Source organism: Ruegeria sp. AL3 (assembly GCF_056536065.1).
The window spans coordinates 232,538-256,745 of sequence record NZ_JBQFJG010000001.1 but is presented as its reverse complement, the minus strand read 5'-3'; the positions used below and the strand labels follow the sequence as shown (position 1 = coordinate 256,745).

Genomic DNA, 24,208 nt, shown 5'->3' with positions numbered 1-24,208 from the left:
TTAGGAAGATGTGATGTGGAGTTTTCCAAAGGCCGGCCCAGAGCACAGCAATTCAAGTTCGAAACTGAATGAGTTCTTCAATGATCAGGATGCTTCTACGGCTCTGGTTCGAGAAGCCGTCCAGAACTCATTGGACGCCGCTCTTGATCCGACGAAGCCGGTCAGAGTGCGTCTTTCGTTGGCCTCGTTCCCATGGGAAACCCTCGAGCCATTCCTCCGGACTGGTCAAGCAGGAGAGACCGTTGACAACCACCTGTCGAGCAACGATCTCGGAAAGTTCGCGGAGAGTTTTGCCGGAAAGGAGCTTCGCTGTTTGATTATCGAAGATGAAGGCACCAAGGGCCTCATCGGCGAAACTGACAAGAGCAACGCTCATTCGGGATCCAACTTCGTCGGCTTCTGGTGGAACGATGGGATCAGTGGCAAGGGTAAAGGATCCAGCGGCAGTCACGGCGTTGGTAAAACCACTCTTACTCGTATTTCGGGGATGTCGCTGTTTTTGGCGGTGACAAAGCGCAGCGATGACCAGAAGAGATATCTTCTTGGCTTTGCGAACTTGCCCTATCATCGGGTGAACGGGAGCAGTTATCTCGGCTACGGCCGATTTGGCCAATCGGTTCATGAAGGCGGCAATGAAAAGTTCATGCCAATCGAGGAAACTACTGACGTTGAGAGGTTCCTGTCCGAGTTCTCCTTGAAGCGTGACGAGAGCGGCTTGTCGGTTTTCATCCCGGGCATTCCCAGTTCAGTCGACAGCGGTGGGCTTCTCCTTGCGACAGTACGCGATTACTACTGGCCCATCCTGAAGGGGGATCTTGTTGTCGAAGTCGTCGATCGCCTTTCCGGTGAGACGACGACGGTGTGCGCGGAAAACCTCTCAGAAGTGATCACGCATATTGCAGATCAAGGAGGGCGGCTCAGGAAAGCTGTTTCGGATACTGAACACCGCGTCAGGATTGTGCGGGAGATCCTTGAACTCAAGACCGGCGGGAATCCAAACTGGTTTGCTGGGAATGAGCCGATCATGACTCACACAGCTCATGGAGACACCCGGGGCGCAGTTACCAAGGATTGTTTTTCGGAAAACAACCTTGGAAGGATGTTTTCTGCATTCGAGAAAGGTCAACTGGTTGGGTTCAGTTTCAGCCTGAAATTCGAGACCGTTGATGGGGAGCAGCAAGTCGGTTTGGTCGAAGTATATTTCAAAAAAGATGACTACAAGTTGACCGACAATGCGCAATTCATCCGGAACCAGATCATCATATCGAGGCAACCCTCGAACATCCCGGCAAAGAATGTCACCTGTTTCTTGATCGCTGAAGATCGAGATATGTCGGACTACCTCAAGGAAGCCGAAGAGCCGGCGCATACGAGGTGGTTCCTGAATCGATTCAATGAACAAAAAAGCTTCACATCCGATTGGGCGCTGCGGTTTGTGATGGATCTCCCAGCATACATGTATCGCATCCTTTCTCGGGAAGATGAGGATGCGAGCACATACGAGAATTTCGCCGATGATATCTTCTCTGTCACGGAACCGATGGGGATCGGTTCCAAGAAGAAACGTGGACAGAAGCGGAAAAAGTCGGAGGAACCAGATGACATCCCGCCAGTGAAGAGGTCGCCTGCCATTCGGGTCGAAAGGGATACAGAGAACCCGGGTTTCGACCTGCTCCCGGTGGGGAACATTGCCGAACTGTTCGAAGAAGAGGAAGTCGCCTTCCCAGTCGAAGTTTCCGTGAAAGCGGCATATGTATCGGCTCTCGGAAAAAGCAGATCATGGCGGGACTACAGCAAAATTGATTTCCAATTTGGAAAGACCATTCCAATCGAGATTTCGCCAAAAGGGGCAGCAAAAGTTGTTTCGGCGTCGGAGAATACCTTCACCGTTGAGCTGCTCCAGCCGGAGTTTCGGGTTTCAGCAAAAGGTTTCGATGGAAACCGGGACTTGCTGATCCATCCAAGAATTAAATTGTGATGAGGTTAGCCGATGACCATTCAACTTGAATTCAACGACACGCATAATTTCACTGGTCGAGCTCGGATCAAACAGAAAAGCGAGCTTTTCTCTTTACAACTCATTGACCGCCAAGGGGAAACTGTCCGAATACATGCAAAATTCGACCGGGCCGCGATCGAGAAAGAGTGCAAGCTCGACAAAGAGGAACCCAAGGAGTTCGTACTCGATGTCTTCGCGCTCGGCGACATTCGTCGACATGTGCTTCCGGAATACAGGTCCGAGGATGAAATCGAGCTGGATGAGATCCCGGATGGAGCAAACTTGGAATTTCGCCTGAAGGTGATTTCACGTTCTATAGATGCTTCAGGGAAGATCCTCGCCGCGACAGGTGGGCGTGTAAGGCTCCATACCGGCAGTGGGGACGAAGGCTCAGGAGAACAGAACCAGGGTATCTTCCATCCCAAGCCCTCAACGAGCATTGGGGATCGCATTTGGCAAGTCGGCTGGGATGGGCAAGGAGACTTCGAGGTGTTCGTGCACGCCGACTATTTCCACAAATTCGTCGACGATCCACTGTTCGCCGCACATGTCTTCCCCGAGATCGTGAGAAGTGTCGCCACAGGAATTCTTCTGAGATTCGACAGCATCAAGGACATTGACGAGGATTCTCTATTGGCAAAGTGGGTGAGCTTTATTCAGCAACGGCTCGCTATACCCCTCGAGGGAGAAGAAGCTGCCCATCTCAACGATGCAGACAACATTGATAGGCTCGATCTCGTCGAACAGATCGTTGCTGCGTTCACCAGTCAGAAATGGCGGGAAGGTAAAACGCTGATCGAGGAGATTTTGTAATGGAGAGAACGCTTTGCGAGTTCAATTCGGATGGTGTAGCCGCCTTTCAGGAACTAATGGATGCGGAGAGGGCAAAGGTGAAATCTTCGCAGCCAGCGAAGGTTTCCGAAGATTTCTTTTCCATGGTTGAAAAAATCGCTGGGGCTTCAGAATTGGTTCGAGAGGTGCTTGGAGCTGACCCAATCGATGACTCCATGGTCTTCGATTCAAGGTACGAATTCGGCCACTATCTTCACGAGACACTTCCTGTCGAATTGTCCAAGGTCCAGTATTCGAATGTGGGACTATGGGCTTGGATATCGGCGGTCTACCTCCCTCAATTGCTGAAGCGATCCAGTCGGGGAAACTCACATGATCTATGGAGTACCTATCGGTATATTCCCCTCGCCTACAGCAAGTTCCGTTACTACAGGCATCTGGCTTTCATTTCGTTCTGGCTTCACAGGCAACTGGGAGAGACTGCTGCGCGCCTGTTCTTGTCTCGGCCCATGTATGAGCACTCCGATGCCATCGAGCAGCTCTATACCTCCGACAAGGATTTCCTGACAACACCGGCTTTGTTGGAGGTGTCGGTCGAAATGTACTTGGATGCCGAAAGCGGGGCTATGAAGAAAAAGGCGCTTGGCAAAGAAACCCCTGGCAGCGCCAGACGCTTGGCGACCAAGGTGGCGAAACAGCTGCAAATGAATTTCGACATGCATTCGATGAGCAAGGAACAAGTTTACAGTCTCCTACCTGCCGAATTCGATGCCTGGAGAAAGTAGCGGGTGCAAACAGGGTTCAAGCTTTCTTTTCAGGATCGCCGTTTTTCAAGGCATCTGGCAGCCCCAAAAAACGCCGGTCGGAGGGCCGAGTAATTCTCTTGTGTAACCATGCCAAGGTGGCCTCCCTCTTCGAGACTTCCAATTGCCCGAGGTGTTCTTGCAAAGCGGCGCCGTAGATAATTTTCCTTCGCGTCTCGTTGCGGCGCTTCTGTTTTTGCGCCTGTGCCTGAAGATCCCTGAGCCGCTGTCGAGCGTGTTCGATTTTCGCTTCCAAATCCGCCATTTCGTTCTCCCATATCGATGGTGGCCGAACAGGAAGTGGTGCCCAGTTTGAACGATCGCTCCTATCTTTGAATAGGTGTCTCACCTTGCCTCCCTGAGCGCGGCCCTCGCACGCCCTGAAAAGGCGATGCGCGCAGTTACGCAAACTGAAGTTTGCCTGCGCGCCTGGCCGGCGGGGCTGAGGAGCGGAAGTCGGGTTCGGGCCCGACTTCCCTTGGATGATACATCCTGCAAGCCGCCTCGAAGTCGTTGTTCATTCCAGAGCCGATGGTAGATCTGCCGTCAAATCTGCCGCCTATACCGCCCGCGCGTCCTACCGAGACGAGCGGCTGGGGCAGCGATTTCGAGCAGGCAAACGTGGCGGGCTTCTATCGCATGAACTCATCAACTGGAGCGGCGATGCCGAAGCTCTCTGGAACAGAGCAGAGCGCGCGGAGACCCGGCGCAATGCCCGGGTCATCAGGGAGCTGCGCCCATCCCTGTCGGCCGAGCTGCCGCTCGCCGAACAGGTGAGGCTTGTTCGTGGATTTTCACTGTGGCTGCGTGATGAATATGGTGTTGCCGTCCAAGCCGACATCCATGCGCCCCGGTTCCTGGATCGGGGCTTGGAACGGCGTCACAACGCCGGCAAACTGGCCACGGATGCCCAGGATTACCTGGCAGCGCTTTTCGACCCGACGCGGACCAATCGAAATTTCCATGCGCACATCCTGCTCACGACCCGTAAGGTTTGCCCGGAAACCGGCGCGTTCGGCGACAAGACCAGGATTCTGGATGACAAGAAGACCGGCCCCGAAGAGATCCTTCGCATTCGTCAGGAGTGGCAAAAACGGACCAATGCGGCGCTGAAACGGATCGGCTCGCCGGCACGGGTCGATCTGCGCTCCTATGAAGATATGGCCAAGGCCGGGGATGCCCCGGTCGGCCTCATTCCTCAGGATCATCTTGGTCCTCGCCGGGCCGAAAGGTCGCGCCGTCTGGAAGAAGATGGAAGCGATACCAGCGCAGCGGGTCAGCGCAGGGCCGAAATCCGGGAGCACAATGATGAGCTCTGGCGCGCCTGGCAGCAACTGCGTGCCTTGCAGCGCGAACAGGACCGGCTGGAAGAATCTGCGCGGATTGCGGCAGAACGGGAAGCCGAAAGAATGGAAAAAGCCGGCGCTGAAAAACGCCGGCTTCAGGATGCAAGGACTGCTGCGGAAGCGGAGACCGTCGTCGAAGCCTCCGCGCAGTTCGACAGCGTCAGGTCGGCTTCGATGTGGGAGCTGGCGATTTCTTCGGCGCAGGCGGGAGCGAAAGAGCCGCCTTGCGAGCAGCCGGATGAGTTTTCTTCAGAGGTCGATTTGGACGCTTACGACCCTCCGCCAAGGCGGCCGCAGCCGCAGCCGGTTTTGACACCGCGGGTTGTGCGGGTACGTCGTCGGGGGCATCGACATATGTGACCACTTTTTCTGCCTCAAGCCGGTCGAGGCAGTCGGTCAAATATGCGATCTCTTCCTCCAGCGCCTGAACTTTCTTCGCATGTTCGGCCTCCAGCATGGCATAGTCGCGTTCGCGGAGGGCGAATTGCCGGACATTTTGCTCTGTTATCCGAGCGATCTGCCCGCGAACGATGGTCTCCACACTTGCCTCAAGTGCAGTCACCGCTTTGCTGATCTGTTCTTGTGTGCCGTCTGGCAGCGGGGTGTCGTGGGGCTGTGCTTCATCCTTCGTTGCAAGATGATCTTCCCAGACCCTCCGAATCCGAGCGTAGTTGCCCTTGCCTTCAAGGGCTTTGTGAATGTCTGTGGCGGTGATCTCCCGGCCGAGATTTTTCTCCAGCGTTTCACCGGTCTCGATGATCTTCTCGTCGGAATTGAGAGGGGTGCGAGGCATGACTTACTCCTGTTGTTGCCATTTGCAGGAGGGACTTGGGTTCGTTTCCAAAATCGGAGAAACAAACTTTCAAATATTTTTTGCCCAGCCTGGAAAAATAAGTAATGTCAGTTGGTTGGTAAGTTGGTTTGTGTGTTTGTAAGGTCTGAAAGTTTGTCGGTAAGTAAGTCAGATAAGTTTGTCTGAATGTCGCTGGCAGACATTCGGACACGTTGCTGCCTGGCCCTGATTTCAGCCTGAAAACCAATTCAAGCCGATTTTTTCTGTGCTTTCCGCACGGGACGTAATTCCCTGGGATGAAGCATTCAGATCCCAGCGAATTCGCCCCGCTCGACCAGATTTCAGACCTCTCTGCCGAGGAATACTTTCGCCTGTTGCACCCTGAAGGCTCCCGCGGGCGTGCGGCGGTTCTGTGCAAACAAGGCGGCGACGAAGTGGAGAACTTTTCGCTTGAACACGCAGGCATGATCATGCAGATGCCGCTGTTTCTCGATCAAACCAGCTTTCTAACCCTCAACCGCTTCTGGAAGGGGCGACAAGGCAGGCACCTGGCTGCGCTGAACTCGCTCTATGTAGATCTCGACTATTTCAACGCTCCGCAATGGCGTGGGAAATCACGGGATGAGGTGCAGGCGGCATATTCAGCGCATCTGCTGGTTTCAGGAATGCCACAGCCATCCATTTTCATCCACACCGGCCGGGGCCTCGCTGCAATCTGGCTGATCGAGGAAATCCCGGTTTCGGCGCTCCCGCGCTGGCAGGGGGCGATGCGCGCCCTGATCGAGTTCTCCACATCTTTTGGGGCGGATAAGGCATGCAGGGATGCCACAAGGGTTTTTCGTATTCTCGGCACCATCAATGAAAAATCCGGCAAGGAGGTCCGTATCTCGGGCGGCACCGGAAGGCGTTACGGCTTTGATGCCCTGGCAGATCAAATCTTCAGGGCCAGCGGCAGACCGATCCGCGAGGAATTGGAGGAGCGAAAAAAGCAGAAGAAAGGGAAGAAGCGGCCCAGTGGCATATCAGTGCCCAAGGGGCTGCCGCAGGCCAAGCGTTTCAAGTTGATCCTGGATGATCTGGAAATCTTTCGAAATGCCCACGGCGGTGTGATCCCAACAGGCTTGCGGAACACGTGGTTACATTTCCATGCGACTTGCCTCACGCACATTCCCGGCATCAGGGACATCGAAGGGGAAGTGCGGAAGATGGCCGCAAGGGCAACACCCGGGCTGAAGCCCGGGGAAGTCAATGCGATCGCCAGACAGGCAGAGAAGAAGGCCAGGCTCACCAGAACGGCGTCGGTCTGGGGTGACGGTCGATATCACTACAAAGGCGCGACGATCGCAGATGGACTCGGCATCACGCCGGAATTGGCGCGCCGTCTTGGCCTGCAGCAGGTCATCCCGGCTTCGGAAAGAAGGCGTCGTAAGGCGGAGGCGGAACGGCAGCGTCGCTCTGAGAATGGCGCTGTGTCCCGGGAAGAATACCTGGCAAAGAACAACGCCTCGCGTGAAAAGCCCAGGGAAAAACTCGGCATTGGGAGAACCAAGTTCTACGAGTTGAAACGCGCTGGAAAGCTCCCTGTTCAGGAGGCGGCATGATGCCGGACAGGTCCGTGCCCGCTTCAGGGGCGTAGCCAGCGGCCCTGGCTCCGCCAGGGGGAGAAAAGAGCGCCCACCCACCTCCCCAACGGCATATGCCACGAGCAATCGGGACATGAAGCCTACGGCGGACAGCCCCGCGGCAACAGCGTCGGCACAGACATGTCCGGAGAAAACTCCGAGGACTTCCAGGATGGTCGGGCAAACCCTAATGGATCCTGCATTTCCGGTCGCACCCTTTGGGCGAGGGCGCGACCGGAAACGCAAGCTCCTCAGGGATCGTGTCAAAACGGTTCCTCGTTTCGAGAGTGTGGGTGTCTGGGCCGGCTGTAAATGGCCGGTCCAAGAATGCCCAAGCCCGGTCGGGTCTTGAAGCCGAGCGCGTCCTGCGCTCGGTAACAGAGGAGAACGTGATGTTCGACCTGACTACCCCGGCGCATGGCGAATTGCAGGATTTTCTGCGGTTCCATTCCGAAGCCCTCCAGAATGCATCTCTGCTTCTTGGCGGAAGACCTGCGTTGAAGACGACCCTCGCGCTGATCGACGATATCTGCAAAGCTCCGGTTCTCACTCGGCGTCTGCAACAGGGCCTGGTGCGGCTCCATGAGTTGCTCTCGCTGGAGCATGTGCATGATCCAAACCGACCGGAAGCAGCGTATTTCGCGGATCTCGATCCAAGTGCCCCTTACGTCGAAGACCTGTGCCTGCTGACCGAAGCACTCCAGGATGTCCTGCACCGGCTCAACGATCGGCAGGATTTCCCTCGCGCCGCCTGAGCGCACCCGCCGGTGGGGTCCTCCCTCCATCGGCGTCTTGAGAGGCCGCATGGGGCGGCCTCACCCACTGGAGGATCCAATATGGATATCGAAACCGAACGCGAGGTGCACGAGCTGACGCTGGCGACAATCTATCATGGTCGCCTGCTTGCCGACGAATGGCAGGAAACGGGCCTCGTGCCTCTGGGCACAACGAAACAACTCACTCAGGATCTGCTGCAGAACCTCCATGAGCGACGCGGATTGGAGGAATTGGATGAGGATCGCCTTCACCTGCTGGGTGAGCATATCAGAAAATTCACCAACCAGTATCGTGAAGGTCTGGGTGATCGAGCGCTGCAGCAGAATATCGAGACCGAGCAGATCTTCGACATGAAAGCGATTGATCTCATCAATCTCGCATGGCGATGGCGGCAGCTGCGTGGCGCCAAGCGCGCGCTCGATGACAAGACTGCCGCCATCCGCGAAACCGACAGGTTGTTAGCTGACACCTGATCCCTGCTTTTCGCCTTATGAGCGGCAGGTTTCAAACTCTTCAAACTCGAATTTCCGCGTTTTTAGGGTCAGGACTCATAACCAATAAATGACGGTTGCGGCGAGGGCGATGGCGGAGAGGAAGACCTTCGGGCATCTGTCGTATCTGGTCGCCACACGCCTCCAATCCTTGAGCCTGCCGAACATGATCTCGATGCGGTTGCGGCGTTTGTAGCGGCGCTTGTCGTACTTCACCGGCTTCTTCCGCTGTTTCCTGCCAGGGATGCAGGCGCGTATCCCTTTGTCTTTCAAGGCTTCTCTGAACCAGTCGGCGTCGTAGCCACGGTCTCCGAGCAGCCAGTCGACATTCGGCAGACTGCTCAGCAATGCCCGTGCGCCGATGTAGTCGCTGACCTGACCGGCGGTGACGAACAGGTTGAGCGGCCGGCCTTGGCTATCGCAAATAGCGTGCAGCTTGGTATTCATGCCGCCTTTCGTCCGACCAATCAGGCGTGCACGCCCCCTTTTGACGCCCATGCTGGTCGCTGTCCGGTGGGCTTTGAGATAAGTCGCGTCGATCATTACGGTCTTCTTCTCGCCGTGTTCGGCGGCTAGACCGGCCATCATCCGGGCAAAAACGCCCTTGTCGCTCCATCGCTTCCAGCGATTGTAGAGCGTCTTGTGAGGACCATAGACAGCGGGAGCATCGCGCCATCGCAAACCATTGCGGTTGATAAAGATTATCCCGCTCAACACACGCCGGTCATCGACACGCGGCTTACCGTGAGACTTGGGAAAGAAGGGCTCAAGACGCGCCATCTGCGCGTCGGTCAACCAGAAAAGATCAGACATGTTCACCGCTCGTTTTTCAGCCGTGAATCATGCCGCTCGCTGAAAATCAATGAGTCCTGACCCTAAGAAGGGGTATGACACAGGCGGACCGAGTTGGTGATCTAAAAACTGCCAACTCTTACCGAAAACTGGCGATTGTGCCGGATTTGCAAACCCTTTTTAAACTGAAGCTTCTGTCTAGCCAAAGCCCATGGGTCTTTGCCTCGAAGTCCGGGCCCCCCAAGCACTATCACACAGTTCGTAATCACTGTTGGGTTCCGTTGCTAAGGCATGCCGGTGTCGACCATCGGGGATTCCACGCGCTAAGACACTATGTCGCTTCATCTGTGATGTTGGATGGAAAGTACTTGGAAGCATTCAAGATGCTTGGCCATCACACCGCGAGCTTTACGATGTCTCAGTACGGTCACGTGATAGATGATGGTTCAGATCGGTTTAGCGAAATTTCTTGTGGCTTGTTCGACAAGTACAAATCCAAGCCTCTTGAGGCGATCAATTGAAAGTGAGCCTTGGCGGTAAGAAGGATAGCGGAACCGTGATCCGCTGTCCTTATACCAGCGCTGATGTTGGGCGCACGGTTGTGGAATCTACCTATTCGCAGGCCCCAAAAACGAGAATTTACCACAAAAAACGTGGTAAATGGCATAATCTGATGAATGTCGCGCAAGGCGAGATTTCTGTTAATGTATTGAAAATGTTTGGGAAATCTGGCTGGGGTGGTAGGATTCGAACCTACGATACACGGTACCAAAATGTAATAATCGCTTACTTCGTGCTATAATTGCTTGCAATTTTTACTTTAAGTACAGGTCGTTAGATGACTTAAAGTACAGACGTGTGCATATTTGCTTACATTTTTCGGACCGAGCCATGTTTCTCTTACAATGCACATCACAATCCATCACACGACATCGTTTACTGTGGTAATTTACCACAGTAAAAAGACTTTAGCACTCGGCCATATCCTTCAATCTACGGATGTTTGCTTCGCAAGAAGTCACGCCTTCACTGAAGCCAGCCTCGCGATAAGCTGATAAGCCGTTTTCGAAGAACTCAATTGCTTGCTGAATGTCCGATTGCGCGACCTCAGACGCTGCAATCCTAGCGTGGTTTCCGAAGATACTCCCCAGCCTACACTGAATGTACCCCCATCTTTGCACATCACGTTCCTTGGTAATCCATTGGGTGGCCTTTTCGAATGAAGCCATCGCACGCATAAAATTGACTTCTTTCTGAACGTCATTTTCTGCATACAAGCCATGTTCGAACAAAACATCGCCAAGACACCGATGTGCCTCCGCATACTGGTTGGGAAATGCGGTCTCTGAATAGGCATCGACGGAGTTCTGAAAGCAGGAGATAGCTGTTAGCCGCGCCAAGAGATACACTTCTTCTTTCGCCTCGTTTAGGTGAGCTAGGCGCAGCACAGTATTTCCGAGGTTAAAGTTTCCCCCTCCCCATGCTTCGACGTCACCAAATCGCTCGCTGATCTCTATTGCCTCCCCAAATGCTTTGCGCGCCTCTTGAAGTGCAGCCAAATCCAGAGTTTCGCCAAACTCTTCAGCTCGTAGTAGAGATGATCCAAGACCATTGAAAACATGGCAAAGCAGTTCGCTATGCTCATTCAATGCCAGCAAATTGTCTCGAGCGCTCCTGTAGAGGTCGATCACCTGCGCAAGCGTTTCCGGGTCTCCTTCGATCCTTCCCCGATCAGACAAACTGTTAGCCAGAGAAATCTGCGCTGAGATCTTCTCGTATGCAAATTCTGTTCCCTCAAGGTACCTTACAGCGTCCCTCGCGAACCTCTCTGCATCTCGAAGCAACGATGCCTTTTCTTTTGCGCTCAATGCTTCAGCTCTGTTCCTCTGAACAAGGCTGATCCGGTAGCATATTCCGGCAACAACAGCGGGAACTTCAGCAGGATCAGAAATTTCTAGGGCATCATTGAGAAGGCGTTCTGCCACCCTGAAATCGACATCGTATGAGCGCCGAGCCGCTTCATAAATTCGCTTACCTAGGTTTTGGAGGAGTTCGATTGTCACATCCTTGTCAAATGGCAAGTAGAACATCGCAGCTTTACGGTAGTGAGAGTAACTCGCCTCAAAGTCACCTGCTAAGAGTTTGGCGTCCCCCCTCAAAGCTCTAATTTCTGCTTGTTTATCGATCTCGGCCAGCGTCTTTTCTTGCTGATGTAACTCCTCTGCCTTCTCTAGGATTTCATCCACTTCGGCATACTCACCAGCTTGCAGTGCGGTAACTGCCGTTCCCCGTAGTTCTTCGACCTCTGATGAAACTGCCTCAATTTTGGAAATCTTGTCTCGTAGCCGAACAAACTCTGCGGCTTTCTCACAAAGGTATGAGTTGAGTTCATCAAAAGAGGCATCTGGATTGTCGTGATCAAATTTTTGCGCCAGCTTTCTGATCAGACCGGAAGCTTCCTTAAAGGCAAGATCAAGTGCTGGGTTTGGCTGGTAGCCGACTTCACCCGCGCACTCATCCAGCTCCTCTTCTGTAATCTTCAAGTAGACGATAAGCGGATCGATGGTCTTCAAATGTGGGTTAGACACCAGCCCATTTTCTAGCTCGCTGATTCTGCGCACCTTGCCCGATGAGCCAAATGCATCTTCAGCAAGCTGAGTCTGTGTAAGACCTAAGACGCGTCTTTTCCTGAGGATCAGCTCCCCTAGCGCTTTTCCAAAACTACTGCTCATTCCGCATATTTTCCGCAAGTCACCCGCATGCAAACCGCAAATCTACAATGTAATCATTTCATATCTTTGGATGGCGCATGTAACCAGTCGTTCGAACGACGATCAACCTCGAAGGAAGATTGTCATATGAAACTAAGTAGTACGTTTGCTCTCCTTACGGCGGGAGCGTCTCTCGCGGTGGCATTTGATCTAGATGCAACCCAAATCATCGCGACTTTGAACGCGATCAGCGTTTGGGCAGCCGTCAACGAATAGACGTTACGTGAGTGTTCCCCACGATGCACAAGCAGTAAGTTTCTAAAAGCGCATCTTGGCGGCTCCGCAATCAAGGGTTGACTGCCACTGCATCTAAGATCACGCTCGACGAAAAAGAGAATAGTATGATTTTAAAAGAAATTCGCATTTGTGACCTGCAAGTAAATAGAGCTAATGATCGCCACGGCGAGTTGGAAAACGAGACAGCGGCTATCTCGTGGTTGTTCAATACTCGTGAGACGCATATGAAGAATCTTGCCAAGGACATCGTCGCCGAAAGCAAGATTTTTGAACCTCCGCTTGTGGCACCGGAGAACGGTAAATTCGTTGTATTCGATGGAAACCGGCGAGTAACTTGTTTGAAGGTGCTCGAAAAACCGGCTCGGGCTCCAACGTTGGAGCTTCAACAGTACTTCACCAAGCTGCGTGATGGGTGGACTGGCCCTTTTCCAGAGAAGGTTCTCTGCCAAGTCGAAGAGGACCGCGATCACATCGATAACATCCTGTACCGTAGGCACACAGGTACGTTGAACGGCGTCGGGCAGTCGAACTGGGACGACCGCATGAAGGACAACTTCGTTGCCAGGTCGGGCAAAACCGTGGGGTTCAACGTAGCTGACGAAATTGAATCCAGACTACGCGAGGCAGGCTTGCTCCCAGAAAAGAAAATACCTCGCTCGAATCTAAACAGATTTCTTTCGGCGGAAGTCATCCGAAACCGGATTGGGTTCAGCGTTAGGAAAAAGGCTTTTAGATACACACATAAGCCAGAAGTCGTTATTAGAACGTTCGAAAGGCTGGCAGACGACTTTTCCAATGGGCGCATAGTTCTTGGCGATATCTGGGACAACGAAGGCAAACTGGCGTATGTCGAAAGGCTCGAAGCAGAAGGCGTCTTACCGAATGACACTGACTTGCTGGACGAAAAAGATAACCCCGATAGACCACGGCCACCTTCTCCCAAGCCCAAACCTAAACCGAAACCTAGCCCGTCGAAGCGAACGACTCTAATTCCACAGAAGGACTTCGGAATTCTTTGGACCGGAAAGCAGCAAAGGCATCACGCCATCTGGGAGGAACTTCAGTTTCATCTCAGTACCGAAAAACATCCCAACGCAATTTCGGTGCTTTTCCGCGTCCTGCTTGAGCTCGCCATCGAGCACTATGCCGAAACCCACGGAGTTTCCCTTCATCAAAAAGACAAGCTAGCGAAACGAGTTGAGAAAGTCGGGAACGAGCTTTTCGCCTATGGGAAAATTGACAAGAAGCAGCATTCAGCGACCAAGAAGTTCTCCCAATTGGATCAGTTGGTGTCGGCAGACACTCTGAATCGCTATGTTCATTCCCCTAGTTTCGCCCCATCAGCAAAGCACCTAGAAGCTCTATGGGACACAATGGCAGATTTCATTGTCGCGTGCCTAAAGGGTTAATATTCGCAAGTGCGGCTAAACTCGACAAAGACGGGCTGCAGCACAGCGTTGAGCAAGCATTGACGTTCAGTTGGGAGAAGGAAGCGCGTGTGACTGTTTAGCTTCACTTCTGAGTGTCAGGTATACTTACCTAGTAAATCGCGTACGAGCCAGCTTTGGTATTGGTAAGTTGGTCGGAGATAGCGCGCGATGGTTTACAAAAAGAATGCGGAGTTAAAAGGCGTTCGGTTACTGCGAATAGAACAGGTCGTGGAAAAATTGCACGGAATCGGAATGGATGACGTTAACAGGACTTGGGTCAACAATCGCATCGAACGTGGACAGATGCCCTATGTAAAGGTCGGCAAATATCGACGCATACGCGAAGATGTTTTGGATAAGATGATAATGCGTTGGTATCGGGATGCAGAACGTTAACTTGCTCCAAACACACAGAAAATAATCCTTGCTGTGGTAAAGTTACCGCGCATCGTATGTTTATTTTTTTATTACAAAACAATGCCTTATCTCAAAAATCATGTGTAAATTTTTGCGATTACCACAGTTTTACCACAGTTTACCACAGTAAATCACCGGATTTTTGAGCGCCAAGCTGTGCGACTCAAAATCCTAAATCATTCTAAAATATAGGAAAAATCTGGCTGGGGTGGTAGGATTCGAACCTACGATACACGGTACCAAAAACCGCTGCCTTACCACTTGGCTACACCCCAACAGTGAGCGGCTATCTACGATTGTTGTTGGCGGGGATCAAGAGCGTTTTGTCAAAAAAACTCAGGTTGAACCGATTTTTTTCAGGGCAGTCATTGGGTGTCGATCAACACGGCTCCGGTCCGGTTTCCATCCTGCACCATTGCATGCGCAGATGCGCATTCTTCCAGTGCAAAGACCTTTTGAACAGGGCAGGTCAAAGCGCCATCCGTCAATGCCTTGTGAAGGGTCTTCACGGCATTGGTACGAAGATCCAGCGGAAGAAGGTAAATCAAAATGGTCTCAAGCGTCATGGCTTTGAACATCATCGGTCCGAATGGAAACACGGGGGTCATGTCTTGGGCAGAGCCATAGGCGTTGATGCGACCGTTCTCGGCAATGACCGCGGCGTTTGTTTGAATATTCCGGCCGAATTCGACGTCGATAATTCGGCCGATTGTCTTTCCTTCATTTGCATCGAGAATTTCGGAGGAAAGATCCTTGCTGGCGTAATCAATCACGATATCTGCGCCGGCTTCTCGGACCCGGTCAAAGTTGCGAGGGCTGGCGGTCGCGATCACGCGCGCGCCTGCCCATTTGGCAAGCTGAACGGCCAGAAAGCCGACGGTGCCCGCGCCACCGTGTATCAAGATCGTTTGCCCATCGGGGCAGCCGCCTGAAAACACCGCGTGGCAGGCGGTAAGACCGGGAATGCCCAGAATCGCGCCGGTCTGCATCGACACCGCATCCGGCAGAGCCACGGCCTGGGCATCGGGAAGGGTGATGTGGCTGGCGGCGGTGCCGAAAGGGCGTTGCCATTGCCCGTTCCAGATCCACACGCGCTGCCCGATCCGAGATACGGATACTCCGTCGCCAACGGCCGAAATCACACCAGCGCCGTCACTGTGCGGGATGATCAGGGGGAACGGAGGCTCTGTCACGCCCGGTCTGGTCCCGGCGCGGGCTTTGACGTCGGAAGGGTTCACTCCGGAAAAGGACAGCTCTACCGTGACCTCGCCCGGACCCGGCGGGACCGGAGAGAGGTCCTGTATCCGCAGGACATCGGCCGGGTCTCCGAAGTTGGAATATGTAACTGCGCGCATGATCGCCTCCGTTTTGGTCGAGTTTCACAGCATATCGGCAGGAAACTCAAACACCTTGTCGCGTGTCCGCAACGCGGGGGAAGGTCGGCCCTGTGGTTATTCGCGAATCTCGGACGGGTCGACCCCCCAAAGGTTCGACTTCAAGGTCCAACCCCGATACCCGCCGGCGGTGATCCGGCACCAGTCCAGCGAACAGGTTCCCAGTCGGGCCACGACCCCGGATTCGAAATGCGCGTTCACGGGGGAGGTCGGATCGGGTCGGGCATAGACAGGCAGCATCTCGGATTCAATCAGCACTGTCCGAACACCCGACAACAGGGCGTAGTGAACCCAGCCTCCGGCGCCGTCGCGGTCCTGAACCCGTCGCCAGTTGCCGTATTCGGCAGTGACCTGAAGCGGCATTCCGCGCCGTTTGAACACCCAGTCGATTCGATGTGTCAAAGAAGGTCCGCGTCGCACGTTGCCTTCTGCTGCTTTCATCGAGACATAACGGGGCAGGGGGAGGTTGGTGACGGATCCTCGTTTCACGTCGGCATGAGCAGCCCATGCGCCGAACATGATCAGAAATACGGATAGTGCCGCCAGACAGCGGCGATTTACCGGTCGAATACCACTCACTGACTGCCTGCTCTTATGCCTGTTGATCCGGTTCCGAAAAAAGGTCGACTCAATGCCAAAGGGGTTCTTGTGCCCCGCCTTATCCTGCGCCACGATGCCATGGCGCGCGTCCGTTTGCAAAGCAGTGGGAGGGCCGAGGTGCCAAGAGAACGTTTGAGTGTTGTCGTTACGCGACGGTTGCCCGAAGCGGTCGAAACACGTTTGAGCGAGTTGTTTGATGTGCGCTTGCGCGACGATGACACTCCGATGACGCGCGAAGAACTGGTGGCCGCAGTGCAGGACGCTGATGTCCTGGTGCCTACGGTGACTGATGCGATTGATGGCGGTCTGCTGGGGCAGGCGGGCGAAAGGCTGAAGCTCATCGCCAATTACGGTGCCGGTGTCGACAATATTGACGTGTCCACAGCGCGCCAGCGTGGGATTCTGGTGTCGAACACGCCGGGGGTTCTGACCGATGACACCGCCGACATGACCATGGCCCTGATTCTGGCCGTTACCCGACGCATTCCCGAAGGTCTGAGCGTGATGCAGCAGGGAGATTGGTCCGGCTGGGCGCCCACCGCGTTTCTGGGAGGCCGTATCGGTGGTCGTCGTCTGGGCATTCTGGGCATGGGCCGGATCGGGCAAGCGGTGGCGCGGCGTGCGAAAGCGTTTGGAATGCAGGTCCATTATCACAACCGCCGCAGGTTGCGCACCGAGACCGAGCAGGAGCTGGAGGCAACCTATTGGGAAAGCCTCGATCAGATGGTCGCGCGGATGGATGTGATCTCGGTCAATTGCCCCTCAACGCCGTCGACCTTCCATCTGATGAACGCACGTCGTCTGAAACTGATGAAACCCTCGGCAGTGATCGTGAACACGTCTCGTGGTGAAGTTGTGGACGAAAACGCCCTGACCCGGATGATCCGCGCAGGTGAAATTGCGGGGGCGGGGCTGGATGTCTACGAACAGGGCACTGACGTGAACCCGCGCCTGCGGCAGCTGCCCAATGTGGTTCTGTTGCCTCATATGGGATCAGCCACGCTCGAGGGCCGGGTGGAGATGGGCGAGAAGGTCATCATCAACATCAAGACCTTCGAAGATGGCCACCGCCCGCCGGATCAGGTTGTGCCAGCAATGCTCTAGCGCTCTGGAAAGGAGCAGGAATGGACGTCTATGAAGGAGGGTGCCGTTGTGGAAATCTGCGCATCAGGGCTTCGGGTCGTCCTCTGCGGGTCGGAATCTGTCACTGTTTGGACTGCCGCAAGCATCATGGCGCGGTTTTCTATGCGGCGGCCGTTTTCCCGGACGACAGAATAGAGGTTTCCGGCGAAGCGCGTGGTTATGCTAACAGGTATTTTTGCCCCGGCTGCGGCTCTCCGGTCTTTGCGCGCAGCGGAACCGAAGTGGAGGTGCATCTTGGATGCCTTGATGCGCCAGATCAGTTGGCGCCAACATATGAAAGCTGGGTCATCCGGCGTGAAGCTTGGTTGCCCGAGTTCCGCGGTATGACCCGCTATGATCAGGATCGATTGGTGGGCGACGCAAAGGCTTAACGCGTGCTGCGGACACCGGCCATTTGCTGATGGCGTGCAGGTTGGACTTGTTCAGAGCGTGTTCGGCGCGCAGTTTTGATAATCAGGGATGTATCGGAGGATTTGATCAGATGAGACGTGTTTCAGTTCTACTGTTTTCTGCATTTTGTTTTGCAACTCCGGGGGTCGCTCAGGAAGCGGCCGATGCCGTTGCGCCCGAAACGGCCACGGAAGGGCAGGTACAGACCATGACCGACGAGGTCATCGCGGCGCTCGAGGCCAAACTGGATGGCGTTCCGGTCACGTCCCAGAACTGGATGGTCGCCGCGGCCAACCCGCTGGCGGTGGAAGCCGGTGCCAGAGTATTGCGCGCAGGTGGGTCTGCCGCAGACGCCATGGTTGCGGTGCAGGTCGTGCTGGGCCTGGTCGAACCGCAATCCTCGGGCTTGGGCGGCGGTGCGTTTCTGGTCTGGTACGATGCAGCGACCGGTCAGATGACAACTCTGGACGGGCGAGAAACGGCGCCGCTGGCGGCTACACCAACCGTGTTTCAGGACGAAAACGGTGAGCCGCTGAAATTCTTCGATGCGGTTGTCGGTGGGCTGTCCGTGGGGACGCCGGGCACACCTGCTTTGCTGGAAGAGGCGCATCGCCGCTGGGGGCGTTCCTCGTGGCCCGGATTGTTTGCCGATGGAATCCGGTTGGCGGATGAAGGGTTCCTGGTGTCCCCGCGTCTGGCCAGCCTGGTCGAAAAAGATGCCGAGCGTTTGTCGCGCTTTCCGGAAACGGCCGCGTATTTTCTGCCAGGGGGCGCACCGCTGCAACAGGGGCAGCGCCTGATGAACCCGGCTTATGCTGAAACACTGCGTGTGCTGGCCCGCGATGGGGCGGCCGGATTCTATGGCGGTGAGATTGCCGCGGATATCGTGCGCACGGTTCGCAATGCTCCAAGCAATCCTGGTGTTCTGTCCGGTGCGGATCTTGCGCTGTATCAGGTGATCGAGCGCGAGCCGGTTTGCGCGGAATACCGCGCCTATGAAGTCTGCGGCATGGGCCCGCCGTCGTCGGGTGCGCTGACCGTGGGGCAAATTCTGGGGATGCTGAACGGCTATGATCTGGCGGCTATGGGGCCGGAAAGCGCCGAGGCCTGGCGGTTGATCGGGGACGCTTCGCGCCTCGCCTTTGCGGACCGGGGCCGGTACATGGCTGACAGCGATTTCGTGCCCATGCCGACCAAGGGGCTGGTTGATCCGGCCTACCTGTCGCAAAGAGCGGAATTGCTGAACACCGAAGGCGCGCTGGCAGATGTCGGGCCCGGTCAGCCGGAGTTCGACCACGCGCTGAACTGGGCGGATGATGTGTCGCTGGAGCTGCCTTCGACCTCGCATATCTCGATTGTAGACAGCTATGGCAACGTGCTGTCGATGACCACGACCATCGAAAACGGCTTTGGCTCACGTCTGATGACGAACGGGTTCCTTCTGAACAACGAACTGACGGATTTTTCGTTCAAGACCCACAGCGATGGTGTGCCGATCGCCAACCGGCTGGAACCCGGAAAACGCCCGCGTTCGTCCATGAGCCCGACCATCGTGATGCAGGATGACGCGCCGGTTCTGGCGATTGGCTCGCCGGGCGGCAGTCGGATCATCGGCTATGTGGCCAAATCGATCATCGCATGGGCCGACTGGGGCATGGATGTGCAACAAGCCGTGTCGCTGCCGCATCTTGTCAATCGTTTCGGAACATATGATGTCGAGGCCGGGACCGCTGCCGAAGGCTTTTCCGACGGGCTGACCCAGTTTGGGTTCGAGGTAAACCCGCGTGACCTGACATCTGGCCTTCACGCCATCGAAATCGGAGACGGGCTGAGCGGTGGTGCCGACCCCCGTCGCGAAGGTATTGCGCTGGGCGAATAGGGCCTCGGTATTTGTGGGGATTGCCGGCACTTGGTGGGCCCTTTAGTCATGGACTGAACGGCCCGCAACGTGCTGGGACAGGGGAGGATGACGATGGTGCAGGCGACCGCTTTGCCTCGGAATGAAACAGGTATTGAAACCGTCATAGGCGTTCTGAAACAACGTTTTGGCGACAGGTTGCAAACGGGTACCGCGATCCGTGAACAGCACGGGCACACCACGACCTGGATCGAAAACCAGAGCCCGGATGCTGTGGTTTTCCCGCATACTACGCAGGACGTGTCGGAAATTGTCAAAACCTGTGCCGCGCACCGGGTGCCGGTGATTCCCTTTGGCACGGGAACGTCGCTGGAAGGGCATGTGAATGCGCCAGCAGGGGGGATCTCGGTCGATCTGATGCAGATGGACAAGGTGCTGGCTGTCCACGCCGAAGATCTGGATTGTGTCGTGCAGCCCGGCGTCACGCGCGAGGCGCTGAACACCCATTTGCGGGATCAGGGTTTGTTCTTTCCGATTGACCCGGGGGCGAATGCCTCGCTGGGCGGTATGGCCGCGACCCGCGCGTCGGGCACCAATGCGGTGCGATACGGAACGATGCGGGACAACGTTCTCAGCCTCGAGGCGGTGATGCCGGACGGCCAGATCATCCGTACCGGTCACAGGGCCAAGAAGTCATCGGCCGGGTATGATCTGGCACGCCTTCTGATTGGGGCGGAAGGCACGTTGGGTATCATCACCGAGCTGACTCTGCGCTTGCAGGGCATCCCCGAAGCGATCAGCTCGGCCAGGTGTTCCTTTCCTTCGGTCGATGCCGCGTGCCGCGCGGTGATGATGACCATTCAGTATGGCATTCCGGTCGCCCGAATAGAGTTGCTGGATGAAATGTCGGTTCAGGCGGCAAACGCCTATTCCGGGCTGAGCCTGCCGGAAACGCCATTGCTGCTGCTGGAATTCCATGGCTCTGAAAGCGGTGCGGCGGAACAGGCTGAAACCTTTGGTCAGATCGCCCGGGAATTCGGCGGTACGGATTTTGCTGCGACCTCGACCACCGAAGAACGGAACAAGCTTTGGCAGGCGCGCCATGATATGTATTGGGCATGTCTGCAACTGCGCCCGGGCGCGCGTGGTATTTCAACGGATGTCTGCGTGCCGATCTCGCGCCTGGCGGAGTGTGTGACAAGCACTCAGCAGAAGGCAGCTGATCTTGGCTTGCTCGCGCCAATGGTGGGGCATGTGGGGGATGGGAACTTTCACTCGCTTCTTTTGATCGACATGCAGAACGCCGAAGAAGTCGCCAAGGCCGAAGAGTTTGTCGGGTGGTTGAACGACCTGGCAATTTCAATGGAGGGCACCTGTACAGGTGAACACGGAATCGGTCAGGGCAAGCGGCCATACCTCATCAAGGAACTGGGCGCCGCCACGCAGTATATGGCCGCAATCAAGGCTGCTTTGGACCCCGAGAACATCATGAATCCCGGCAAGGTTTTGGCGGGCCAATCCTAGCGGTTTTCGCGTTCTGGCCGGCATTGCGCCTTCAAATCGTCCACATGTTCTGGTCTCACCGACTCGGTTAGGAACAGGTGGCCGACATGAGCGCAAAATATCTGGCAGGGTTTGCAGCGATCTGCGGGATCGCCGTTGTTGGGCTGGACTATTATCAGCAGGCCAAGGCATCCGAAAACGGGCTGGGCTTCAAAGGTTATGTTGCCTCGGTATCCGCGCGTGTCGGGATTTCGGAAAGTCGGCTTGAAGCTGATGCCCAACCTTCACAGCCCGAGGAACCTGCGGCGAAGACACCGTCAGAGGAAGTTCGGAAACTTGTCTGCACCACGATCGGGACAAGCAAGCGCTGTCGCTCCAGCGGTTGAGATCACGGGTTTCATGTCAGATCTGCGACCCGCATTCGATCATCGGGTCGTTTTTTTCATATCACTGGTCGGATGAATGTCGCGCGATCCCCCTCAAGTGCGCCATATGGTGTCAACTGATTTCAAGGGGAGACGCCCGGTTATGAAAACCCAAGTCAAAGCACTGGTTGTTGGCGGCGGCGCCGTTGGGACCTCGATTGCCTACCATCTGGCCAAAGCGGGCTGGGATGATGTGATGTTGATCGAACGGGACGAGCTGACGTCCGGGTCCACCTGGCACGCGGCTGGTCTGCTGCCATTGTTCAACATGTCCTATGCGACAACTCACATCCACAAGTACTCGGTCGACTTCTACAAGACGCTGGAAGAAGAAACCGGACTGAACGCGGGCTTTGCCGTCGTAGGCAACCTGCGCATGGCACAGACGCAGGAGCGCATGGATGAGTACATGCTCTACGCCTCCACCGCCGAAACCTGCGATGTTGCCTATGAGTGGCTGACCCCCGAGCAGATCAAGGAACGTTGGCCGTTGATCGAGACATCGGATCTGAAGGGCGCGATCTACCATACCGAAGACGGGTATATTAACCCGGCTGATGTGACGCAGGCGATGGCCAAGGGGGCCCGTCAGCGTGGCGTCGAGATCGTGCGCAAGATGCAGGCGGATGCCTTCCACTGGAACGGCACCCATTGGGAAGTCACCTGCACCAAGATGGTGGAAAAAGGCGGCAACCTTGTCGAAAGCGACGAAAAGGTTGTGATCACTGCCGAACATGTCGTCACTGCATCGGGCAACCACGCACAGCGCACCGCCAAGATGCTGGGCATCAAGATGCCGGCGATCCCGGTCGAACACACTTTCATCGTCATGGACAAAGACCCTGAACTGGTCAAATGGCGCGAAGCAGGCAACCCCGAACACCCCGTCGTGCGCGACGCCGACAATGAATCCTACGCCCGTGAAGAACGCGGCGGCTGGATTCTGGGTATCTATGAACATGGCGCCCCCGCGCGGTTTGAACACGGTGTACCGGACAGCTTCCGCGCGGATCTGTTCCCGCTGGATTTGGATCGGATTGCGGATCAGTACATGGCGATGGCCGAACGTGTGCCGTCCTGTGCTGAATCCGGCCTGAAAGACGATTTCAACGGCCCGATCTGCTATACGCCTGACGGCAACCCGCTGGTCGGTCCTGCGCCGGGCCTGCGCAACATGTGGCTGGCCGAAGGTTTCAGCTTTGGTATCACTGCCGCAGGCGGCACCGGCTATTATCTGGCGCAGATGATGGTCGATGGCGAAGCCGAAATCGATATGGCCTCGCTGGACCCCAAACGCTATTCCAGCAACTGGATGACCACCGAGTTCGCGGCCCGCAAGAACGAAGAGTGCTATGAGCACGTCTATATCCTGCACCACCCGGACGAAGAGCGTGAAGCCTGCCGTCCGCTGCGGACCGTTCCGGCCTACGACCGTCAGAAAGCGCGCGGTGCCCAGTTCGGCTGGGTCAACGGCTGGGAACGTCCGAACTACTTCGGCCCTGTCGATGCGCCCGAGAACTTCGACAAAGAAGCACGCTCGTTCCGTCGTGGCGGCTGGTGGCAATATGCCGTCGAAGAAGCCAAGGCGATCCGCGAAGGCGTCGGCCTGATCGACGCATCGGCCTTCACCAAGCACGTCGTCAAAGGCCCCGGTGCGACTCAGTTCCTGGATTGGTTCACCTGCAACAAGCTGCCCAAGGTTGGTCGTATCAACCTGACCTACGCGCTGACATCGCACGGCACCACCCGCACCGAATACACCATCGTCCGCAATGGCGAGAACAACTATTACCTCGTCTCTGCCGGTGCCTGGACCGAGTACGACGCCGATTATCTGCGCAAGGCGGCCGAGGACAAGATGGAAGAGTTCGGTTACATCGAGATCCAGGACGTGACCACGCAATGGGGTGTTTTCGCCATCGCCGGACCCAAGTCGCGTGACGTTCTGAAAGAGGTCATCAAAGATGCCGATCCGGAAACCGCACTGTCCAACAAGCGCTTCCCTTGGCTTTCGGCGCGCCAGATCGAACTGGGCATGTGCCCGGTCAACGCGATCCGCGTGGCCTATACCGGTGAGCTGGGCTGGGAACTGCACCACCCGATCGAGATGCAGAACTACCTGTTCGACCTGCTTGAAAAGGCCGGTGAGAAGCATGGTATGAAGCTGGTTGGCGCGCGAGCCCAGAACTGGCTGCGTCAGGAGAAATCCTATCGCGCATTCGGCACCGAACTGGGCCGCGACGCGACTCCGCTGGAAGCCGACCTGCCGCGTTTTGTCGACCTGTCTAAGGACTTCTACGGTAAGGCCAAGCTGGAAGAGACCGGCGTGCGCGTCAAATGCTGCACCCTGCTGATCGACGGACCGGACGATGCAGATCCGTGGGGCCGCGAGGCGCTGTACACACCGGAAGGTGAACGCGTGGGTCGATTGACCTCGGGCGGCTACTCGGTGGCGTTCGAGAAATCCATTGGCATGGGTTACGTGAAGCCCGAAATGGCGGTCGAAGGCACCAAGCTGCAGGTCAAAATTCAGGACAAGCTGTGGGATGCGGTCGTCACCTGCGACAGCCCCTACGATCCGAAAAACGAAACCATCCGCAAGGACGGTTGATCTAAGAAAGGCCC

General features: G+C 55.7%; 20 protein-coding genes and 1 tRNA gene. 15 read left to right on the top strand and 6 right to left on the bottom strand.

Translation table 11 applies throughout. The features are described 5' to 3' along the window. Positions 1 to 13 precede the first annotated feature (13 nt). The 3 genes from ACR3E6_RS01270 to ACR3E6_RS01260 are packed head-to-tail and all read left to right on the top strand — an operon-like array spanning position 14 to position 3,576. A complete protein-coding gene (locus ACR3E6_RS01270) occupies positions 14 to 1,978 on the top strand; it encodes a hypothetical protein (RefSeq protein WP_480485423.1) in 1,965 nt (654 codons plus the stop codon). A 12-nt stretch (positions 1,979 to 1,990) separates the two neighbouring features. Then, positions 1,991 to 2,812, top strand: a complete 822-nt coding sequence (locus ACR3E6_RS01265; protein WP_480485421.1) for a hypothetical protein — start codon at positions 1,991 to 1,993, stop codon at positions 2,810 to 2,812. Continuing rightward, positions 2,812 to 3,576: a hypothetical protein gene (locus ACR3E6_RS01260; RefSeq protein ID WP_480485419.1), complete on the top strand. Its 765-nt coding sequence runs from the start codon at positions 2,812 to 2,814 to the stop codon at positions 3,574 to 3,576. Before ACR3E6_RS01265 ends, ACR3E6_RS01260 begins: the two co-directional genes overlap by 1 nt. Before the next feature lie 16 nt (positions 3,577 to 3,592). Here ACR3E6_RS01260 and ACR3E6_RS01255 read toward each other — a convergent pair whose 3' ends face one another. Continuing rightward, the gene (locus tag ACR3E6_RS01255) at positions 3,593 to 3,859 is read right to left on the bottom strand and encodes a hypothetical protein (RefSeq protein ID WP_480485417.1); all 267 of its coding nucleotides are present in this window, start codon (positions 3,857 to 3,859) and stop codon (positions 3,593 to 3,595) included. A 217-nt stretch (positions 3,860 to 4,076) separates the two neighbouring features. Between ACR3E6_RS01255 and ACR3E6_RS01250 the strand changes: the two genes are divergently transcribed. The 4 genes from ACR3E6_RS01250 to ACR3E6_RS01235 all read left to right on the top strand — a co-directional run bounded on the left by ACR3E6_RS01250 (position 4,077) and on the right by ACR3E6_RS01235 (position 8,605). Next, positions 4,077 to 5,300 (top strand): MobA/MobL family protein, encoded by a 1,224-nt coding sequence (locus tag ACR3E6_RS01250; protein WP_480485415.1) that lies wholly within the window; start codon positions 4,077 to 4,079, stop codon positions 5,298 to 5,300. Between the two features lie 729 nt (positions 5,301 to 6,029). Next, complete coding sequence (locus ACR3E6_RS01245) at positions 6,030 to 7,334, top strand: hypothetical protein (RefSeq protein ID WP_480485413.1); 1,305 nt, start codon at positions 6,030 to 6,032, stop codon at positions 7,332 to 7,334. 413 nt (positions 7,335 to 7,747) lie between these two features. Then, the gene (locus ACR3E6_RS01240) at positions 7,748 to 8,110 is read left to right on the top strand and encodes a hypothetical protein (RefSeq protein WP_480485411.1); all 363 of its coding nucleotides are present in this window, start codon (positions 7,748 to 7,750) and stop codon (positions 8,108 to 8,110) included. 81 nt (positions 8,111 to 8,191) lie between these two features. Then, positions 8,192 to 8,605 (top strand): hypothetical protein, encoded by a 414-nt coding sequence (locus ACR3E6_RS01235; protein WP_480485409.1) that lies wholly within the window; start codon positions 8,192 to 8,194, stop codon positions 8,603 to 8,605. Between the two features lie 75 nt (positions 8,606 to 8,680). Here the strand turns inward: ACR3E6_RS01235 and ACR3E6_RS01230 are convergent, their stop codons facing one another. Further along, positions 8,681 to 9,436 carry an IS5 family transposase gene (locus ACR3E6_RS01230; protein ID WP_480485407.1) on the bottom strand — a complete coding sequence of 252 codons (756 nt, stop codon included), beginning with the start codon at positions 9,434 to 9,436 and terminating at the stop codon, positions 8,681 to 8,683. 74 nt (positions 9,437 to 9,510) lie between these two features. On the opposite strand from ACR3E6_RS01230, the gene ACR3E6_RS01225 reads away from it, so the two are divergent. Continuing rightward, positions 9,511 to 9,936 (top strand): tyrosine-type recombinase/integrase, encoded by a 426-nt coding sequence (locus tag ACR3E6_RS01225; protein WP_480485405.1) that lies wholly within the window; start codon positions 9,511 to 9,513, stop codon positions 9,934 to 9,936. Positions 9,937 to 10,383: 447 nt separating this feature from the next. On the opposite strand, the gene ACR3E6_RS01220 is transcribed toward ACR3E6_RS01225, so the two are convergent. Then, positions 10,384 to 12,147, bottom strand: coding sequence for a helix-turn-helix domain-containing protein (locus ACR3E6_RS01220; protein WP_480485403.1), 1,764 nt, complete (start codon positions 12,145 to 12,147; stop codon positions 10,384 to 10,386). A 332-nt stretch (positions 12,148 to 12,479) separates the two neighbouring features. On the opposite strand from ACR3E6_RS01220, the gene ACR3E6_RS01215 reads away from it, so the two are divergent. Next, on the top strand, positions 12,480 to 13,832 hold the full coding sequence (locus ACR3E6_RS01215; protein WP_480485401.1) for a ParB N-terminal domain-containing protein: 1,353 nt from the start codon (positions 12,480 to 12,482) through the stop codon (positions 13,830 to 13,832). 638 nt (positions 13,833 to 14,470) lie between these two features. Here the strand turns inward: ACR3E6_RS01215 and ACR3E6_RS01210 are convergent. The 3 genes from ACR3E6_RS01210 to ACR3E6_RS01200 form a co-directional block, all read right to left on the bottom strand. After that, a tRNA-Gln gene (locus tag ACR3E6_RS01210) sits at positions 14,471 to 14,545 on the bottom strand. Between the two features lie 90 nt (positions 14,546 to 14,635). Continuing rightward, positions 14,636 to 15,625, bottom strand: coding sequence for an NADPH:quinone reductase (locus ACR3E6_RS01205; RefSeq protein ID WP_480485399.1), 990 nt, complete (start codon positions 15,623 to 15,625; stop codon positions 14,636 to 14,638). A 96-nt stretch (positions 15,626 to 15,721) separates the two neighbouring features. Beyond that, positions 15,722 to 16,183 carry an SH3 domain-containing protein gene (locus ACR3E6_RS01200; RefSeq protein ID WP_171205541.1) on the bottom strand — a complete coding sequence of 154 codons (462 nt, stop codon included), beginning with the start codon at positions 16,181 to 16,183 and terminating at the stop codon, positions 15,722 to 15,724. A gap of 198 nt (positions 16,184 to 16,381) precedes the next feature. Between ACR3E6_RS01200 and ACR3E6_RS01195 the strand changes: the two genes are divergently transcribed. The 6 genes from ACR3E6_RS01195 (at position 16,382) to ACR3E6_RS01170 (ending at position 24,194) form a co-directional block, all read left to right on the top strand. Then, positions 16,382 to 17,368, top strand: coding sequence for an NAD(P)-dependent oxidoreductase (locus ACR3E6_RS01195; protein WP_171630745.1), 987 nt, complete (start codon positions 16,382 to 16,384; stop codon positions 17,366 to 17,368). A 20-nt stretch (positions 17,369 to 17,388) separates the two neighbouring features. Next, complete coding sequence (locus tag ACR3E6_RS01190; RefSeq protein ID WP_171630747.1) at positions 17,389 to 17,778, top strand: GFA family protein; 390 nt, start codon at positions 17,389 to 17,391, stop codon at positions 17,776 to 17,778. A 110-nt stretch (positions 17,779 to 17,888) separates the two neighbouring features. Beyond that, a complete protein-coding gene (gene ggt / locus ACR3E6_RS01185) occupies positions 17,889 to 19,676 on the top strand; it encodes a gamma-glutamyltransferase (RefSeq protein WP_480485397.1) in 1,788 nt (595 codons plus the stop codon). A gap of 93 nt (positions 19,677 to 19,769) precedes the next feature. Next, positions 19,770 to 21,179, top strand: coding sequence for an FAD-binding oxidoreductase (locus ACR3E6_RS01180; protein WP_171630751.1), 1,410 nt, complete (start codon positions 19,770 to 19,772; stop codon positions 21,177 to 21,179). Positions 21,180 to 21,265: 86 nt separating this feature from the next. Then, positions 21,266 to 21,544 (top strand): hypothetical protein, encoded by a 279-nt coding sequence (locus tag ACR3E6_RS01175; RefSeq protein ID WP_480485395.1) that lies wholly within the window; start codon positions 21,266 to 21,268, stop codon positions 21,542 to 21,544. A gap of 142 nt (positions 21,545 to 21,686) precedes the next feature. Further along, entirely contained in the window at positions 21,687 to 24,194 is a 2,508-nt protein-coding gene (locus tag ACR3E6_RS01170) for a GcvT family protein (RefSeq protein ID WP_171630755.1), read from the top strand. Positions 24,195 to 24,208 lie beyond the last annotated feature (14 nt).

What these genes read in the sequence shown, in the direction of transcription:
- ACR3E6_RS01250 (WP_480485415.1), top strand. Translation starts at nt 4,077, where the DNA reads ATGATACATCCTGCAAGCCGCCTCGAAGTCGTTGTTCATTCCAGAGCC.
- ACR3E6_RS01220 (WP_480485403.1), bottom strand. Translation starts at nt 12,147, where the DNA reads ATGAGCAGTAGTTTTGGAAAAGCGCTAGGGGAGCTGATCCTCAGGAAA.
- ACR3E6_RS01235 (WP_480485409.1), top strand. Translation starts at nt 8,192, where the DNA reads ATGGATATCGAAACCGAACGCGAGGTGCACGAGCTGACGCTGGCGACA.
- ACR3E6_RS01205 (WP_480485399.1), bottom strand. Translation starts at nt 15,625, where the DNA reads ATGCGCGCAGTTACATATTCCAACTTCGGAGACCCGGCCGATGTCCTG.
- ACR3E6_RS01230 (WP_480485407.1), bottom strand. Translation starts at nt 9,436, where the DNA reads ATGTCTGATCTTTTCTGGTTGACCGACGCGCAGATGGCGCGTCTTGAG.
- ACR3E6_RS01190 (WP_171630747.1), top strand. Translation starts at nt 17,389, where the DNA reads ATGGACGTCTATGAAGGAGGGTGCCGTTGTGGAAATCTGCGCATCAGG.
- ACR3E6_RS01200 (WP_171205541.1), bottom strand. Translation starts at nt 16,183, where the DNA reads ATGTTCGGCGCATGGGCTGCTCATGCCGACGTGAAACGAGGATCCGTC.
- ACR3E6_RS01180 (WP_171630751.1), top strand. Translation starts at nt 19,770, where the DNA reads ATGGTGCAGGCGACCGCTTTGCCTCGGAATGAAACAGGTATTGAAACC.
- ACR3E6_RS01270 (WP_480485423.1), top strand. Translation starts at nt 14, where the DNA reads ATGTGGAGTTTTCCAAAGGCCGGCCCAGAGCACAGCAATTCAAGTTCG.
- ACR3E6_RS01255 (WP_480485417.1), bottom strand. Translation starts at nt 3,859, where the DNA reads ATGGCGGATTTGGAAGCGAAAATCGAACACGCTCGACAGCGGCTCAGG.
- ACR3E6_RS01265 (WP_480485421.1), top strand. Translation starts at nt 1,991, where the DNA reads ATGACCATTCAACTTGAATTCAACGACACGCATAATTTCACTGGTCGA.
- ACR3E6_RS01225 (WP_480485405.1), top strand. Translation starts at nt 9,511, where the DNA reads ATGACACAGGCGGACCGAGTTGGTGATCTAAAAACTGCCAACTCTTAC.
- ggt (WP_480485397.1), top strand. Translation starts at nt 17,889, where the DNA reads ATGAGACGTGTTTCAGTTCTACTGTTTTCTGCATTTTGTTTTGCAACT.
- ACR3E6_RS01245 (WP_480485413.1), top strand. Translation starts at nt 6,030, where the DNA reads ATGAAGCATTCAGATCCCAGCGAATTCGCCCCGCTCGACCAGATTTCA.
- ACR3E6_RS01170 (WP_171630755.1), top strand. Translation starts at nt 21,687, where the DNA reads ATGAAAACCCAAGTCAAAGCACTGGTTGTTGGCGGCGGCGCCGTTGGG.
- ACR3E6_RS01240 (WP_480485411.1), top strand. Translation starts at nt 7,748, where the DNA reads ATGTTCGACCTGACTACCCCGGCGCATGGCGAATTGCAGGATTTTCTG.
- ACR3E6_RS01175 (WP_480485395.1), top strand. Translation starts at nt 21,266, where the DNA reads ATGAGCGCAAAATATCTGGCAGGGTTTGCAGCGATCTGCGGGATCGCC.
- ACR3E6_RS01260 (WP_480485419.1), top strand. Translation starts at nt 2,812, where the DNA reads ATGGAGAGAACGCTTTGCGAGTTCAATTCGGATGGTGTAGCCGCCTTT.